Below are 13,231 nucleotides of genomic sequence, written 5' to 3'. Positions count from 1 at the left end.
GCGATAGTCTGGTGGCTGCGGCTACCTGTCCTTGATCTTCAATGCCTATCCCAATAACCCGAAACCATCAAAGTATCCCTTGTGATCCACCTCCACTGCACCAAAAAACTCATCGCCAAGCTGCCGTTGGACAAGAACGGCCTGCTGAAGGATCCGCAGCGTGATCAGCCTGTCTTGCACGAGGTCAGTGAAGCCAATCCGTTGGATCATTGGCATGCGAATCTGGTTCTGTTGCAGGGGCGTCAGTGTTTGATGTTTGTGCATGACGCTACCCGTTTCCCTTTGTTTATTCCGGCGGTGAAGAAGGCGGATTTTGCCGGGTTGGATGGGTTGTTCGCCGATACTTTGATCCGTGTGCTGGGCAAGGCGGGGGCGACGGAGGCTCAGTTGGATCGGGCGTGGCATTGGTTAGGGCCTTTGATGTGTGACGGCGAATCGGATCGGTCTGTGCAGGGTTCTTCCACTGAGTATGGGAAGATGATTCGGTTCGGGTTGTTGGACGGTGGGGCGGCGGTGGTGGATCTGGCGCCTTACAGTACTTCCGTTTGGTTGGCGGATCGGCCTATGGGGATGAAAGGACGGAAGGGTTATATTCGGCCGATCAAGGAGATGTTGGGCTTGTTGGGGGAAAGATGATTTGTCTGGCGGCATCGTTGTGGTGGGCAACGGTGCCGCCGTGGTTAGGGAGAAAACAGAAGATTCGCCAGCAGGGCTGGCTCCCACAGCGGCTTCGAATCGGAAGTCGTGCGGTGCGTAGGTAAACGGTGGTGCTTCAGAACCGCCAATCCACCTTCCCCCAGAACGTCCGTCCCGGTTCGTTGATGCGTGTGTCCGCGGGGAAGCCGAAGCCGGCGTTGCCGGCCAGGTTGAGGTGCTCGGCGTAGGCTTTGTCGAACAGGTTGTCGACGCCGGCGCTGACGGTGAACTGGTGGTTGATGCGGTAGGCGGTGTTGAGGGAGAAGACGCCGAAGCCGTTGCTGTCGCCGAGGTCGCGGCCGACCACGTTGCCTTTGTTGTTGGCGGTGCGGTGTTGGGCGGCGACCAGCCGCCAGAGGGCGCCGGCGCTCCAGTTGCCTTGTTCGTAGGTGGTGGTGAAGCGGGCTTCCAGCGGCGGCATTTGCGGCAGCGGTTCGCTGTCGTCGCGGTTGCGGCCCCAGGCGTAGGCGAGGGTGGCGTCGCCGCTGAGGTTGTCGGTGAAGCGGTAGCGAGCGCCGAGTTCGGCGCCGGCGATGTGGGCGTCGATGTTATCGGCGTCGGTGCTGTAGCCCATCATGCCGCTTTGGTAGGTGAACAGGATGTAGTCGTTGATCTGGCCGACGTAGGCGGAGGTCCAGGCTTCCAGGTTGCCGTTGCGGTATTGGCTGCCGATGTCGAGCTGGGTGGTTTTTTCCGGTTCGATGGCGTCGAAGGCGTTGACCGATCCGGCCGGGCCTTCACCTGGGGAGAACAGTTCCCAATAGTCAGGGAAGCGTTGCACGTGGCCGATGCCCACGTAGTAGTTGGTGTTCTGGTTCAGGTCCGCTTCATAGCGCAGGAAGCCGCTGGGCAGGGTGTCGCCGCGAGTATCGCCGGCGGTGGCGCTGTCGGCGGCGTCGCGGAAGTCGCGCACTTCGTTGCGGTCCAGGCGGGCGCCGGCGACGATGCGGCCGTTGTCGGTGACGGCATGGGTGACTTCGGTGAAGGCACCGTACTGGTGGAAGTCCGCGTCTTTGTCCCAGGCTTCGCCGCGATAGGCGTCCACGCCCATGGCGCTGCGTTTTCGGTGTTCGCTGGATTGGGCGTCGACGCCGGCCAGCGCTTCCCAGCCGTGACCGCGCCAGGTGAGTTTGAAGCGCCCGCCGAGGGTGCGACGGTCCACGTTGGAGGCCATGGGGCCCGCCATCATGCCGGTGCCGGACGGGGTGCGCAGGCTATAGTTGTCCATCACGTGGTCGGCGTAGTTGTAGTAGACGCGGCCGTCGATCTGATCGAGCACGGCACCCAGATTACGGAATTCAAAGCGCATCCCCAGGCTTTCCCGTTTGAACTGGCTGCCGTCCATGCCACGGCCGGCGTAGCGGGCTTCGCCGTCGCCCTTGCCGGCACTCAGTTCGATGACGCTGTCGGCGTTGGGCGTCCAGCCGAGCACTACGTCGCTGTTCCATTTCTTCCAGCGTGAGGGCACGCGGTCGCCGTTGCCGTCCTTATAGTCGTCGGCGTGGGCGTTGTTGCCGGAGAGGCGCAGGTAGCCCAGCGGGTTGCCGAGGGTGGCGTCGATGCGCTGGTCGTTGCGGCCATGGGAGCCCAGCAGCCATTGGGCGTCCACCAGGGCGTCCGCTTCGCTGAAGTATTGCGGGTCACGCTCGAACAGCACGGTGCCGGCGGAGGCGCCGGGGCCCCACTGCACGCTCTGCGGGCCTTTGATCACGGTGAGTTTGTCGTAGTTTTCCGGGGCGATGTAGGAGCTGGGGGCGTCCATGCGGTTGGGGCAGGCGCCGATCATCTGGCCGCCGTCCACCAGCAGATTCAGGCGCGAACCAAACTGGCCGCGCAGTACCGGGTCGCCGTTGCTGCCGCCGCTACGGATGGCGGAGAAACCGGGGATGGTTTTCAGATAATCGGTGGCGTCGCTGGCCGGTACCGGCTGGCGCGGCTGTTTGGGGTTGGCCTCGATCACCGGTCCGGAACTGGGTGCCACGCCGGTGACCACCACCGGGGCCAGCAGGGCCGGGGGTTGTTCGTCCTCGGCCAGCGCCGGAGCGGAGAAAGGAAGCAGCCCGCCGAGCAGAGCCGGGCCCCAAAGGCTCCGTCGTTGAATCAGGCGTAATGCAGAGACAGAAGAAGAGAAAGAAGAGAGAAAAGGCGTCGTCATGATCCCATCCAAGAAGTCAGTACCCAGCGCTCCGTCGACCGCCAAGCACGGCGGTAAAGTCGGCGCAGAGGCTAGCATCGAGGGGAGAGGGACTCACTGCGGTGTTTTGCCGCGCTGTTGAACTGGCGCTGTATTTGCATCGTTTCTTGTCGCGGTCTATTCGCCAGCAAGCTGGCTTCCCACAGCGGCTAAAGAATGACGGCCTGTATTCGCAGCAAGCTGGCGTGCCAGCGAATGGCGAGATGGTCATAGAACATCAGGAGGGCAGGGTATGAGGAAAAACCCCGTGGTCGGCGTGCGCCGGCAGCGTGCTTTGCCGTTCCGGCCGTTCTGGCAACGCACCGCTTTTGCTCACCAGTTGTTCTGATTCGCTCCGAAATCGCGCTTTTGCTTTTTCCTTTTCCGCGTTTTCGGAGTGACGAATGACAACCTTATTGATCGACCGTATCGACTACCTGGCAACCTTCGATGATCAGCGCCACGAGTGGCGCGATGCCGCCATGCTGATCCGTGACAACCAGATTCTGTGGGCCGGGCCGCGCACGGAGAAACCAGACCTTCCGGTGAACGAGACCCTGGACCTGAGCGGTCATGTGGTGATGCCGGGGATGGTGAACACGCACCACCACATGTATCAGAACTTCACCCGGGTGATGGCTCAGGACGACTCGCTGTTCCCCTGGCTCAATACGCTTTACCCGATCTGGGCGCGACTGGACGACGAGGCGATCTACCTCAGCAGCAAGGTGGCCATGGCGGAACTGTTGCTCTCAGGCTGCACCACCGCCGCCGACCATCTTTATATGTTGCCCAACGGCGCCCGCCTGGACAGTCAGATCCAGGCCGCCGGGGAGATGGGCATCCGCTTCCACGCCGCCCGGGGCGCCATGTCTCGGGGGCAGAGCCAGGGTGGTTTGCCGCCGGACAATTGTGTGGAGAAGGAAGACCACATTCTGTGTGACGCGGAACGTCTGATCCGCCGTTACCACGATGCCGGCCGCCATTCGATGCTGCGCCTGGTGCTGGCGCCGTGCTCGCCGTTCTCGGTGACACCGGAACTGATGCGGGACGCCGCGCAGTTGGCCCGGCGCCACCAGGGCGTGCGTCTGCATTGCCACCTGGCCGAGGAACTGGATGAGGAGGACTACTGCCTGGCCCAGTACGGCATGCGTTCGGTGGCGTTCGCGGCGTCGGTGGAATGGCTCGGTGAGGATGTATGGTTCGCCCACGGCATCTTCCTCGACGACGAGGAGATCGCGCTGCTGGCCCGCACCGGCACCGGTATCGCCCACTGCCCCAGCGCCAACATGCGCTGCGGGCAGGGCATCGCCAAGGTGCGCCAGTTGCTGGACGCCGGGGTGCCGGTGGGGCTGGGGGTGGACGGTTCCGCCTCCAACGATTCCAGTAATCTGTTCCTGGAGGCGCGCATGGCGATGATGCTGCAGCGGGTGGCGCCGGCCCGTTACCGTTCGGAAGCGCCGGGCGGGCGGGGCGGCTTCGGTGGTGATCCCGGGGCGCTATCGGCGCGGGAGGCGCTGATCCTGGCCACCCGTGGCGGCGCCCGCTTGCTGGGCCGGGATGACATCGGCCATCTGGCACCGGGGATGAGCGCGGACTGGGTGGCGGTGGATATGAATCACCTGTCCTTCGCCGGCGCGCAGCGGGACCCGCTGGCGGCGCTGGTAATGTGCGGGCCCTTTCTGGCCAGTCAGGTCATGGTCAATGGCCGGATGCGGGTTCGGGATGGCCAGCTGCTTGGCACGGAACCCGCGGCGCTGATACGGGAACACGCCCGGGTCATGACGCGTCTGTATCAGTGACGCCTCTGTATCGGTAGAGGGAGCAGCGGGGCTACGGCTGTTTCGACGCCCAGATCGCCAGCTTATGCTGGATCGACTGCTGAGAAACCTGATCCTCCGGCAGCGGCTGGATGACCTTGTCATGAACCAGCAGGCGGTAAATGTACTCCAGCTTCAGTGCCGCCGAATCGGTGGGCTCGAACTCGACCACGCCCCGCTTCTCGCCGTACTCCATGCCGAGTGCGATGGCTTTCTTGACCCATTCCTTCTCATTCTTGAGCTTTTTCATGATGACTCCGAAGGCCAGGGGCTACTTACGGCCCAGAGTAACAAAGCCGATGGAAGGATGCCCTTTGTTTCCCTTCGGTTTCGGGGCGTCAGTCCGTGAACCGGTGGCCGGTTTGCTGGATCACCGGTGGGCAGCGTCGGTAAAGTCCGCCATCATGGATGGCGTTTTTTTTGATCTTCTCTGAACATCAGGAGTCACCATGACCATACCCGAGCAGGTCACTGCATTGGCCGACACCCTGCGCGAACGGGGCCTGCGCGTGGCCACCGCCGAGTCCTGCACCGGCGGCGGCATCGCCCGCGAAATGACGGAGCTGGCCGGATCCTCGGACTGGTTCGAATGCGGCTTCGTCACTTACTCCAACGAGGCCAAGCAGAGCATGCTGGGTGTCTCGGAAGCGATTCTGGCCAGCGCCGGCGCGGTCAGCGAACAGACCGTCCTGGCCATGGCCCGGGGCGCGTTGGGGCGTTCCCGGGCGGATCTGGCGGTGGCGGTGAGCGGCGTGGCGGGGCCCGGCGGCGGCAGCGCCGATAAGCCGGTGGGCACGGTGTGGATCGCCTGGGCACAGCAGCCGGACTGGGCCCGCGCTGAGCGATTCCTCTTCGACGGTGATCGTGGGCAGGTCCGGCATGCTACCATCGCGGCCGCCCTGGAAGGGCTGCTGGCCCGCCTCGAATAAGGGGGGTTGCAGTGGCGCGGGACAGTGTCCATAATGCTGTCCTTATAGACAGTGCTGATCAAAGGGTCAGGCCGAAGGACGCTCGCCGGCCAACGATCAGCACGCTCTTGCCAGGGCACAGGCCGGTCAGCGGCGAGCCACGGCGTCATTAAGGAATAAACGGAATCCAGGAATAAACGGACAGGGGTCATTCAATGAGCGATAAAGGTAAAGCACTTTCCGCGGCGCTGTCGCAGATCGAGCGACAGTTCGGCAAAGGTTCAGTGATGCGCATGGGCGACCGCAAACGCGAGCGCATGCCCTCCATCTCCACCGGATCCCTGGGCCTGGATATCGCCCTGGGCATTGGTGGTCTGCCCAAGGGCCGGATCGTGGAAATCTACGGTCCGGAATCCTCTGGTAAGACCACGCTGACTCTGAGCGTCATCGCCCAGGCGCAAAAAAAAGGCGCCACCTGCGCCTTCGTCGACGCCGAGCACGCGCTCGACCCGGATTACGCCGAGAAGCTGGGCGTCAACGTGGACGACCTGATCGTGTCCCAGCCGGACACTGGTGAGCAGGCGCTGGAAATCACCGACATGCTGGTGCGCTCCGGCGCGGTGGACGTGGTGATCGTGGACTCCGTGGCGGCTCTGGTGCCCAAGGCGGAGATCGAAGGCGAGATGGGGGACACCCATGTGGGCCTGCAGGCCCGCCTGATGAGCCAGGCGCTGCGCAAGATCACCGGTAACGTGAAGAACGCCAACTGTCTGGTGGTGTTCATCAACCAGATCCGCATGAAGATCGGGGTGATGTTTGGCAACCCGGAAACCACCACCGGCGGTAACGCGCTCAAGTTCTACTCCTCCGTGCGTCTGGACATCCGCCGTATCGGCGCGGTGAAGCAGGGCGACGAGGTGACCGGTAACGAAACCCGGGTCAAGGTGGTGAAGAACAAGGTGTCGCCGCCGTTCAGGCAGGCCGAGTTCCAGATCCTCTACGGCCAGGGCATCAACCAGCTTGGTGAGGTACTGGACCTGGGCGTACAGCAGGGACTGGTGGACAAATCCGGTGCCTGGTACGCCTACCAGGGCAACAAGATCGGCCAGGGCAAGCAGAATGCCTGTGAATACCTGGCCGAGCATCCGGAAGTGGCGGGCGCCATCGAGCGGGAAATCCGGGCACGCCTGCTGGGTACACCTGCGGAAGAGAGCGCTGAAAATGTGGCCCAGCCAGAGTCCACGGAAGAATAAAGGCGGCGACCCGACCCCCGCCGATGCCGCCCAGGGGCGCCAGCATGCGGTCAGCTTGCTGGCGCGCCGGGACCACTCCCGCCACGAACTGCGCGCCAAGCTGACGCGCAAGTTCGGTGCGGCGCCTTGGCTGGACGAAGTGCTGGCGTGGTGCGAGGAGCAAGGTTTCCTGGATGACCGGCGTTTCGCCGGTTTTTTTGTCCGTTCAAGAATCGAACGGGGGCAGGGGCCGCTGCGCATTCGCGCCGAACTGCAACAGAAAGGGGTGGGGGAGGCGCTGGTTACCGAGGCGCTGAGTGAAGCCGAGAGCGATTGGTTCGCCCATGCCACCGAGGTCCTGGGCCGACGTTTCCGGCATCCGCCGGCGGACCAGAAGGAAAAAGCCAAACAGCTGCGTTTTCTGCAGGGCCGCGGCTTCGATGCCGAGCAAAGCTTCCATGCCCTGGATCAGCAACGTGAGCAGGACTGAGCCAAAGCCCCCACCTTGAAGACCTGAATTCAGCGGTCGCTACAACGCCGCTGTGGCAGCTTGCTGGCCGGGATTCGCCAGCAGGCTGGCTCCCACGGAGGGAACTACAACGCCACTGTGGGAGCTTGTCCGGGCGGCGGGCCGCTGCAAGCGAATTTTTTTAGCTCTTGTGCCCTCCTCAATTCGCTTGCAGGCAAGCTCCCACAGCGGCACAGCGGCTTCGTAGTTCCCCCTCTCTGTGAGAAGCGAGCTTGCTCGCGAATAGCCTGTTGCGTGCAAGCGCCCCGCCTCGTCAACAGGCATAATACCCGCTCCTGTTTTCTGCCCTGGACGTCCGCCCCATGGAATATCTTGGCGACCCCTGGCTGGTGGCGGCCCTGCTTGGCTCGGGGGTGATCGCCGGCTTTATCAATACCCTGGCCGGCGGTGGCGGCCTGTTGATTCTGCCGCTGCTGATGCTCAGTGGCATGGGCCCGGCCCTGGCCAACGGCACCATGCGGGTGGCGGTACTGATTCAGTGCGTGGAAGGTGTGCGCCAGTTCCACCGGCACGGCTCGGTGCCGTTCAAGGTCCTGCCCGGCATCCTCATTCCCACCCTGAGCGGTGCTTTGATCGGTGCGGTGGCCGCCTCCTTCCTGCCCACGACCATTCTCAAACCGGTGTTGCTGACCACCCTGGTGGTAATGGCGGTGATCATGGTGGTGCGTCCCTCCACGTTGATGCCGGAGGAGGGCGAAACGCCCAAGGCGTTGGCCAGTACCCCCGCCGCCTGGCTGGGCCTGTTCCTGACCGGCGCTTACGGCGGGTTTGCCCAGGCCGGCGTCGGGTTCCTGGCCATCGCCGTGCTGGCCGGCCAGTTACGCTATGACCTGCGCCGCACCAACGCGCTGAAACTGGCCATGACCGCCAGCTTCACCATCCTCGCTCTGGTGGTGTTCGTCTGGCGCGGCCAGGTGGCCTGGCTGCCGGGTCTGGTGGTGGGGCTGGGCACTTTATTGGGAGTGCGGCTGGCGGTGGGCTTCGCTCACCGGGTCTCCGGCGGCTGGCTCAAGGGGCTGCTGCTGATCATGGTGCTGGTGACCTGTTCCGCCGCTTTCCTCAAGGGTTGATCGGCCACGCCTATCGGTGTTCGTGACCCATCGCAACCGGTCGATGACGACGCTATACTTGCCGGTCACCCCCAATCCAGCAATGACGTGTTCCTTATATGAAGAGCGCTGAGATTCGCCAGGCCTTTCTTGATTACTTCGCCAGCCAGGGCCATACGGTCGTGCCGTCTTCCTCCCTGGTGCCGGAGAACGATCCCACCCTGCTGTTCACCAACGCCGGGATGAACCAGTTCAAGGACGTGTTCCTGGGCCGTGAAAAGCGGGATTACACCCGTGCCACCAGCTCGCAACGCTGCGTGCGTGCCGGCGGCAAACACAACGACCTGGAAAACGTGGGCTACACCGCCCGCCACCACACCTTCTTCGAGATGCTGGGGAATTTCAGCTTCGGCGACTACTTCAAGCGCGAGGCGATCCGCTTTGCCTGGGAATTCCTCACCGGCACCCTGGGGCTGCCGGAAGAGCGCTTGTGGGTGACGGTGCATGTCTCCGACGACGAAGCCGCCGACATCTGGCTCAAGGAAATGGGCGTCAGCGCGGAGCGCTTCTCCCGCCTGGACGAGGACAATTTCTGGCAAATGGGCGATACCGGTCCTTGCGGTCCCTGCTCGGAAATCTTCTACGATCACGGCGAGGACGTTCCCGGTGGCCCGCCGGGCTCCGAGAACGATGACCTGGATCGCTACATCGAGATCTGGAATCTGGTGTTCATGCAATACGATCGCCAGCCGGACGGTGAGCTCCAGCCGCTGCCCAAACCCAGCGTGGATACCGGTATGGGGCTGGAGCGCATCGCCGCGGTGATGCAGGGCGTCCACTCCAACTATGAAATCGATCTGTTCCAGGCCCTGCTGAAAGCCGCCGCCGAAGCCACCGGTTGCCAGAATCTGGAAGAGAAGTCTCTGCGGGTGATCGCCGACCACATCCGCTCCGCCAGCTTCTTGATCTGCGATGGTGTGATTCCCTCCAACGAGGGGCGCGGTTATGTGCTGCGCCGCATCATCCGCCGGGCACTGCGCCATGGCCACAAGCTGGGGCAGGACAAGCCATTCTTCTCCACCCTGGTGAAAGCGCTGGTGGCACAGATGGGCCAGGCCTACCCGGAGCTGGTGCGCGAGCAGGCACGCATCGAAAAAGCACTGCTCACCGAGGAAGAACAGTTCGCCCGTACGCTCAACGCGGGCATGAAGGTGCTGGAAAACGCCATTGCCAGCCTGCAAGGCAGCGAGCTGCCCGGCGATGTGGTGTTCGCGCTGTACGACACCCATGGCTTCCCGCCGGATCTGACCGCCGACGTGGCCCGCGAGCGCGGCCTGACCGTGGACATGGCCGGTTTTGAAAAGGAAATGGAAGCGCAACGGGCCCTGGCCCGGGGCACCGGCGCCTTCGCCAACGATTACAGTGACCGCCTCACCATCGAGTCGGTGACCGGTTTTTCCGGTTACGAAAAGCTGGCGGATCAGGACGAGATCGTCGGTCTCTACAAGGACGGTGACGCTGTGGACAGCCTCAATGCCGGCGACGAAGGCATGGTGGTGCTGGCGCGCACGCCGTTTTACGCCGAATCCGGCGGCCAGGTGGGCGACACCGGCCTGCTGGTCAAGGACGACAACCGCTTCGCCGTGGCGGATACCAAAAAGCGCCAGTCCGCCCATGTGCATCTGGGCACGCTGGAAGCCGGCACCCTGAAGGTGGGTGACAAGGTCGATGCCTACGTGGACGTCGAGCGCCGCAACGACATCATGCGCAACCACTCCGCCACTCACCTGATGCACGCCGCGCTGCGTCAGGTGCTGGGCGGGCATGTGCAGCAGAAAGGCTCGCTGGTGGCGCCGGATTACCTGCGCTTCGATTTCTCCCATGGCGAGGCGCTGAGCGCCGAACAGCGCGAGCAGATCGAGACCATCGTCAACCGCCAGATTCTGGCGAACACGGCGGTGTCCACGGAGCTGATGGACATCGACGCCGCCCGCGAGGCCGGTGCCATGGCCCTGTTCGGCGAGAAATACGACGACCAGGTGCGGGTGCTGACCATGGGCCGCGATGGCTTCTCCAAGGAGCTTTGCGGCGGCACCCACGTGAGCCGTACCGGCGACATCGGTCTGTTCAAGATCACCCTGGAAACCTCCGCCGCCGCCGGCGTGCGCCGTATCGAAGCGGTCACCGGGGAAGGGGCTCTGGCGCTGGTGCGTCAGCATGAAGCGGCGCTGGCGGAGATTGCCGGCACCCTCAAGAGCAGCCCGGAACTGGCCGCTGAGCGGGTGGGTGCCCAGGCTCGTCGCGTGCGCGAGCTGGAGAAGGAGCTGGAACGCCTGAAGCAGAAACTGGCTTCCGGTGCCGGCGGTGATCTGACCGCCGACGCCCGCGAGGTGGCCGGGGTGAAAGTGCTGGCCACCCAGGTGGACGGCGCCGACGCCAAGACCTTGCGAGTGACCATGGACAAGGTGAAGGACAAACTCGGTTCGGCGGTGATCCTGCTGGCGGCGGTGGAAGGCGACAAAGTGGCGCTGGTGGCTGGCGTCACCAAGGACCTCACCGACCGCTTCAAGGCCGGCGATCTGATGCGCCTGGTGGCCGGTCAACTGGACGGTCGCGGTGGCGGCCGGCCGGACATGGCCCAGGGCGGCGGCAACGACGTGGCGGCGCTGCCGAAAGCGCTGGCCGGCGTTTACGACTGGGTGGCGGAGCAGGCCTGAACCCGCGGTGCTTCGGCGGGAAAAATCGGCCTCACATGATAACCGGGCGCGGAAATGTTACCCTTACGCGCCCTTTTTTGCGGAACAACGTCATATATGGCCCTAATTGTTCAGAAATACGGCGGCACCTCCGTGGGGTCCGTCGAACGCATCCAGGCCGTCGCCGAACGGGTGGCGCGCTTTCACCAGCAGGGTGATCAGGTGGTGGTGGTGGTTTCCGCCATGAGCGGCGAAACCAACCGTTTGATCGAGCTGGCCAACGGCATCAGCGGCACCCCGTCTCCGCGGGAAATGGACGTGCTGGTGTCCACCGGTGAGCAGGTCACCATCGCGCTGCTGTCCATGGCCCTGCATGGCCGTGGTATCGATGCCCGCTCCTACACCGGCTGGCAGGTGCCGATCCGCACCGATCACAGCCACTCCAAGGCGCGTATCGAGGACATCGACGACCAGAAAATGAGCGCCGACCTGAAGGCCGGGCGCGTGGTCGTGGTGGCCGGGTTCCAGGGGATCAACGACGACGGCCACATCACCACCCTTGGCCGGGGTGGTTCCGACACCACGGCGGTGGCCCTGGCGGCTGCCCTGAAGGCCGATGAGTGTCAGATCTATACCGACGTGGACGGGGTTTACACCACGGATCCCCGGGTGGTGGACAGTGCCCGCCGCCTGGACAAGATCACCTTCGAGGAAATGCTGGAAATGGCCAGCCTCGGCTCCAAGGTGCTGCAGATCCGTTCGGTGGAGTTTGCCGGCAAATACAATGTGCCGCTGCGTGTACTGTCCAGTTTTCAGGAGGGTCCGGGCACCCTCATTACCGTCGACGACGAGGTGGATATGGAAAAGCCGGTAATTTCTGGCATTGCTTTTACCCGTGATGAAGCCAAGATCACCGTGCGCGGTGCCCCCGACACCCCGGGTATCGCCGCCAAGATTCTCGGCCCGGTAAGCGACGCCAATATCGAAGTGGACATGATCGTGCAGAACGTAGGGGCCGACGGCGCCACCGACTTCACGTTCACCGTGCACCGCAACGACTTCAACAAGGCCAAGGACGCGCTGCAGAAATCGGCGTCGGAGCTGGGCAACCCGGAAATCATCGGTGACGACAAGATCGCCAAGATCTCCCTGGTGGGTGTGGGCATGCGCTCCCACGCCGGCGTGGCCAGCAAGATGTTTGAAACCCTGGCCCAGGAAGGGGTTAATATCACTATGATCTCCACTTCGGAAATCAAGATTTCCGTGGTGGTGGCCGAAAAGTACCTGGAGCTGGCGGTTCGCGCACTGCACCAGGCCTTCGAGCTGGATCAGCCCGCCGCCTGACAAGACATTCGTATTGGCATGCGGCATACTACCCGCCTCGCACACGGGGCGGGTACCGGCTTCCCGATAGTGGAACGCTCAAGGATGACGGGTGGCTCGTATCCAGTGTGCAAAACCGCGCTCACTGAACAATATATGGATTCGAGGAGGGAACTCCCATGCTTATTCTGACCCGCCGCGTCGGCGAGACGCTCATGGTCGGCGACGATGTCACCGTCACCGTCCTGGGTGTAAAAGGTAACCAGGTACGTATTGGTGTTAACGCGCCCAAAGAGGTGGCGGTGCACCGTGAGGAAATTTATCAGCGTATCCAGCACGAAAAAGGTACTGATGGCGAGTCTGCCTGATTTTTGAGCTGTATTTTTTGCTCAAACTGGTATGATGCGCGGCGATGTCACGGATCGCCGTAAAGAAGTAAGCAACAAGCGATCGACCGTGTTCCGGAGAGGTGGGTGAGTGGCTGAAACCAGTTCCCTGCTAAGGAACCATATGGGTAACCGTATCGCGGGTTCGAATCCCGCCCTCTCCGCCATACAAACAAAAGCGCCCCGCTCCGCGGGGCGTTTTTGTTTGTATCGGTGACCGGTAGCGGAAAGAACCCGCCGGTTCGACCAGCCGCGCTTGCGCGCAACACTCCGCCACACTGACACCTCCATTCGCTGGCAAGCCCGCTCCCACAGACAAAGCTACGAAGCCGCTGTGGGAGCGGGCTTGCCAGCGATCAGCCTGTAGGCGGACCGTCCCAAAGCCGTGGGACTGGCATGCCGCCACAAAGCTTGATTGC

General features: G+C 63.2%; 11 protein-coding genes and 1 tRNA gene. 10 read left to right on the top strand and 2 right to left on the bottom strand.

The window, feature by feature from the left end; translation table 11 throughout:
* Positions 1-81 precede the first annotated feature (81 nt).
* Positions 82-636 (top strand): DUF6933 domain-containing protein, encoded by a 555-nt coding sequence (locus tag MA04_RS09110; RefSeq protein ID WP_262460179.1) that lies wholly within the window; start codon positions 82-84, stop codon positions 634-636.
* 136 nt (positions 637-772) lie between these two features.
* On the opposite strand, the gene MA04_RS09105 is transcribed toward MA04_RS09110, so the two are convergent.
* Positions 773-2,851 carry a TonB-dependent copper receptor gene (locus tag MA04_RS09105; RefSeq protein WP_262460178.1) on the bottom strand — a complete coding sequence of 693 codons (2,079 nt, stop codon included), beginning with the start codon at positions 2,849-2,851 and terminating at the stop codon, positions 773-775.
* 422 nt (positions 2,852-3,273) lie between these two features.
* Between MA04_RS09105 and MA04_RS09100 the strand changes: the two genes are divergently transcribed.
* Positions 3,274-4,671: an 8-oxoguanine deaminase gene (locus MA04_RS09100; protein ID WP_262460177.1), complete on the top strand. Its 1,398-nt coding sequence runs from the start codon at positions 3,274-3,276 to the stop codon at positions 4,669-4,671.
* A gap of 31 nt (positions 4,672-4,702) precedes the next feature.
* Here the strand turns inward: MA04_RS09100 and MA04_RS09095 are convergent, their stop codons facing one another.
* Complete coding sequence (locus MA04_RS09095; RefSeq protein WP_014995436.1) at positions 4,703-4,939, bottom strand: DUF5062 family protein; 237 nt, start codon at positions 4,937-4,939, stop codon at positions 4,703-4,705.
* A 199-nt stretch (positions 4,940-5,138) separates the two neighbouring features.
* Here MA04_RS09095 and MA04_RS09090 point away from each other — a divergent pair, with 199 nt between their 5' ends.
* The 8 genes from MA04_RS09090 (at position 5,139) to MA04_RS09055 (ending at position 12,979) form a co-directional block, all read left to right on the top strand.
* The gene (locus MA04_RS09090) at positions 5,139-5,618 is read left to right on the top strand and encodes a CinA family protein (protein WP_262460176.1); all 480 of its coding nucleotides are present in this window, start codon (positions 5,139-5,141) and stop codon (positions 5,616-5,618) included.
* 194 nt (positions 5,619-5,812) lie between these two features.
* Complete coding sequence (recA, locus tag MA04_RS09085) at positions 5,813-6,850, top strand: recombinase RecA (protein ID WP_163126161.1); 1,038 nt, start codon at positions 5,813-5,815, stop codon at positions 6,848-6,850.
* The gene (locus tag MA04_RS09080) at positions 6,819-7,319 is read left to right on the top strand and encodes a regulatory protein RecX (RefSeq protein ID WP_262460175.1); all 501 of its coding nucleotides are present in this window, start codon (positions 6,819-6,821) and stop codon (positions 7,317-7,319) included. The genes recA and MA04_RS09080 overlap by 32 nt, the downstream gene beginning before the upstream one ends.
* Before the next feature lie 341 nt (positions 7,320-7,660).
* Positions 7,661-8,428: a sulfite exporter TauE/SafE family protein gene (locus MA04_RS09075; protein WP_022995677.1), complete on the top strand. Its 768-nt coding sequence runs from the start codon at positions 7,661-7,663 to the stop codon at positions 8,426-8,428.
* Between the two features lie 98 nt (positions 8,429-8,526).
* Positions 8,527-11,124 carry an alanine--tRNA ligase gene (gene alaS, locus MA04_RS09070; RefSeq protein WP_262460174.1) on the top strand — a complete coding sequence of 866 codons (2,598 nt, stop codon included), beginning with the start codon at positions 8,527-8,529 and terminating at the stop codon, positions 11,122-11,124.
* Positions 11,125-11,220: 96 nt separating this feature from the next.
* Positions 11,221-12,447 carry an aspartate kinase gene (locus MA04_RS09065; RefSeq protein ID WP_262460173.1) on the top strand — a complete coding sequence of 409 codons (1,227 nt, stop codon included), beginning with the start codon at positions 11,221-11,223 and terminating at the stop codon, positions 12,445-12,447.
* A 158-nt stretch (positions 12,448-12,605) separates the two neighbouring features.
* Positions 12,606-12,794 carry a carbon storage regulator CsrA gene (csrA, locus tag MA04_RS09060; protein ID WP_014995428.1) on the top strand — a complete coding sequence of 63 codons (189 nt, stop codon included), beginning with the start codon at positions 12,606-12,608 and terminating at the stop codon, positions 12,792-12,794.
* Between the two features lie 95 nt (positions 12,795-12,889).
* Positions 12,890-12,979, top strand: a tRNA-Ser gene (locus MA04_RS09055).
* Positions 12,980-13,231: the final 252 nt, after the last annotated feature.

The sequence above is a fragment of the Alloalcanivorax balearicus MACL04 genome, assembly GCF_025532145.1.
Classification (GTDB): Bacteria; Pseudomonadota; Gammaproteobacteria; order Pseudomonadales; family Alcanivoracaceae; genus Alloalcanivorax; species Alloalcanivorax balearicus.
This window is presented reverse-complemented; position numbering and strand designations above follow the sequence as displayed.